This window comes from Streptomyces sp. NRRL B-24572 (genome assembly GCF_002156145.1).
GTDB classification, from domain to species: domain Bacteria; phylum Actinomycetota; class Actinomycetes; order Streptomycetales; family Streptomycetaceae; genus Streptomyces; species Streptomyces vietnamensis.
In genome coordinates this window covers 1-2,466 of the sequence record NZ_MWIG01000679.1, presented here as the reverse complement: position 1 = coordinate 2,466, position 2,466 = coordinate 1, and the positions used below count along the sequence as shown (strand labels likewise).

Annotated in this window: 3 protein-coding genes and 1 pseudogene; 3 read left to right on the top strand and 1 reads right to left on the bottom strand. The window is 70.4% G+C overall.

Going from position 1 to position 2,466, the window contains the following annotated elements; translation table 11 throughout:
- From folB to CCN56_RS33330, 3 genes are all read left to right on the top strand, one after another.
- A partial coding sequence (folB, locus tag CCN56_RS33340; RefSeq protein ID WP_086831580.1) for a dihydroneopterin aldolase occupies nt 1-237 on the top strand: 237 nt, incomplete at its 5' end.
- Nucleotides 234-833, top strand: a complete 600-nt coding sequence (folK, locus tag CCN56_RS33335; RefSeq protein ID WP_086831579.1) for a 2-amino-4-hydroxy-6-hydroxymethyldihydropteridine diphosphokinase — start codon at nt 234-236, stop codon at nt 831-833. The genes folB and folK, both read left to right, overlap by 4 nt.
- A 49-nt stretch (nt 834-882) precedes the next feature.
- Complete coding sequence (locus CCN56_RS33330; RefSeq protein WP_086831578.1) at nt 883-1,362, top strand: DUF3180 domain-containing protein; 480 nt, start codon at nt 883-885, stop codon at nt 1,360-1,362.
- 445 nt (nt 1,363-1,807) lie between these two features.
- On the opposite strand, the pseudogene CCN56_RS33320 reads toward CCN56_RS33330, so the two are convergent.
- Nucleotides 1,808-2,320, bottom strand: a pseudogene (locus CCN56_RS33320) (hypothetical protein); the annotation flags it as partial.
- Nucleotides 2,321-2,466 lie beyond the last annotated feature (146 nt).

The following is a 2,466-nucleotide window of genomic DNA, read 5'->3' as shown; positions in this document are numbered from 1 at the left end:
GCGGCCGACGACGACCTGGCGAAGACCGTGCACTACGGCATCGTCGCCGAAGAGGTCGTCGACGTCGTCCAGGGCGAGCCCGTCGACCTCATCGAAACCCTCGCCGAGCGCATCGCCCAGCAGTGCCTCAGCCACGCCGGGGTACAAGAGGTGGAAGTCGTCGTCCACAAGCCGGACGCGCCCATCACCGTGCCCTTCGACGACGTGACCATCACGATCACCCGGAGCCGACGATGAAGCCGACCCAGAGCGACCCCACCGTCCAGCCCGTGCCGGCCTCCGTCGTCGAGACCGTCGACGCCGCCGACACCACCCTCTCCAACCCCCGCTGGGCCGTCCTCGCCCTCGGCGCCAACCTCGGCAACCGCCTGGAGACCCTCCAGGGCGCCATCGACGCCCTCGGCGACACCCCCGGCCTCCGGGTCAAGGCCGTCTCCCCCGTCTACGAGACGGCCCCCTGGGGCGTCGAGCCCGGCACCCAGCCCTCGTACCTCAACGCCGTCGCCCTCGTGAGGACGACCCTGCCGCCCTCCTCCCTCCTGGAGCGGGCCCACGCCGTCGAAGAGGCCTTCCACCGCGTCCGCGAGGAGCGCTGGGGCGCCCGCACCATCGACGTCGACATCATCGCCTACGCGGACGTGGTCTCCGAGGACCCCGTCCTCACCCTCCCGCACCCCCGCGCCCACCAGCGCGCCTTCGTCCTCGCCCCCTGGCACGACGTCGACCCCGACGCCCGGATCCCCGGCCACGGACCCGTGGCCGAACTCCTCGCCGCCCTCGGCCGCGAAGGCGTCACCCCCCGTGCCGACCTGGAACTCCGTCTCCCGGAGTAGTCGTTACGCTCGTGCCAGACCGCCCCAGCGACGACACGAAGGACATCCGGTGAAACAACTGCGGCTCAAGGTGCTCACCGGACTGTTCCTCGTGTCCGGAATCCTCTCCTGGGGCGCCGCCCGCCTCTGGGACGCCGTCGGCACCCTCCCCAGCGTGCCGATCGCCGCGCCCATCGTCCTCGCCGTGATCGCCGTCATCCTCACCGCGACTGCCCTCTCGATCCGCGTCCGCCTCAAGGCCCAGCGCGAGCGCCGCCCCGGCGCCAAGGGCGTCGAACCCCTGATGGCGGCCCGCGCGGTGGTCTTCGGCCAGGCGAGCGCCCTGGTCGCCGCCCTCGTCGCCGGCATGTACGGCGGCACGGGCGTCTTCCTCCTCGGCTCCCTCGACGTCCCCGCCCGCCGCGACCAGGCCCTCTACGCGGCCCTCTCGGTCGCGGCGGGCATCGGAGTCGTCGCCGCCGCCCTCTTCCTGGAGCGCGTCTGCAAGCTCCCGGAGGACGACGACAAGAACCAGGCCCCGGCCGCCTGAGTGACTAGACCTGCTCCTGATACACCCTGATCTCGATGGGCTCGAGCGAACGGATCGCAGCCCAGACCGCCTGCTCGCCCATCGCCTCGCCCCACTCGCCGAGATCGTCTCCGGAGTCGCGGAAGTACCACGAGTCGAAGCTTCCCAAGGCGCGCAGAGCAGGTACGGGTCCGTACCGGAGCTCACAGTGGACCTGCACGAAGTGATCATGATCGCCGTCCTCGTCGACGACCACGAACTGCCGGACGAAGTCCAGCGTGAACGCCGGTGGACCGCCGAACGAGTACGTCCCGTACTGGAACAGGAGACCATCGGCATCGGGCACGTCCGGGACATCGAACAGCCGTCCGGCAAAGCGGAGAAAGCCACGCCAGACGCCTTCCGCACCCAGATCGGCGAGCACCCGCAGTTCGCCCTTGAGTAGTCCCACTGCCTCGTCCACCGGCGGGTGGATGTTCCAGTGCACGGGCAGATCGCTCCCGCAGAAGACACAGACGAAGTAGCCCTCACGCACGAGGTTGTGCTCCTGGCATCCGGGGCACCTTCGGAACACCGCCTCGTACGTGAACCCTCCCGGGTGCCTCACGCCCGCACGGTCCAGCGCCTCGGCCACCGTCGGCCATGACGTGACATCCGGGCAGTACCCGGTCGAGAGGTTACTGACCTCGGTCACCGACCAGCCGCCCTCCTCACGGGCGAAGGCGATCTCCCCGGCGCTCCGGACCGACCCACCCCCGGCACAGGCCACATGCTCGCTCCGGCGCGGCGCCAGACGCAGCACGCCGTCCAGATCGACCACGAAGGTGAACGGCTCCTCCAGCTCCGCCGCCGGTCTCCCGCCAATCCAGGAGCCGAACTCGTCCACGGAAGCGATCCGACACCCGTCACTGCCGGGTCGAACACCCGCACGCACGTCGGCCGGCCCCACATACCCGTAACTCCGCCCCCACCCGTTCATCCGGGACAACCTAAGCCATCCCCGTCACCAGGCCTCGCGCGCGAGGTGCCCGTTCAGCAGGAAGGTGGGGTGGGGTTCGAGCCGGTAGCTGTAGAAGGTGAAGGGTTTGGTGCCGAGGGCGGGACGGGGGCGGACCTCGTGGACCT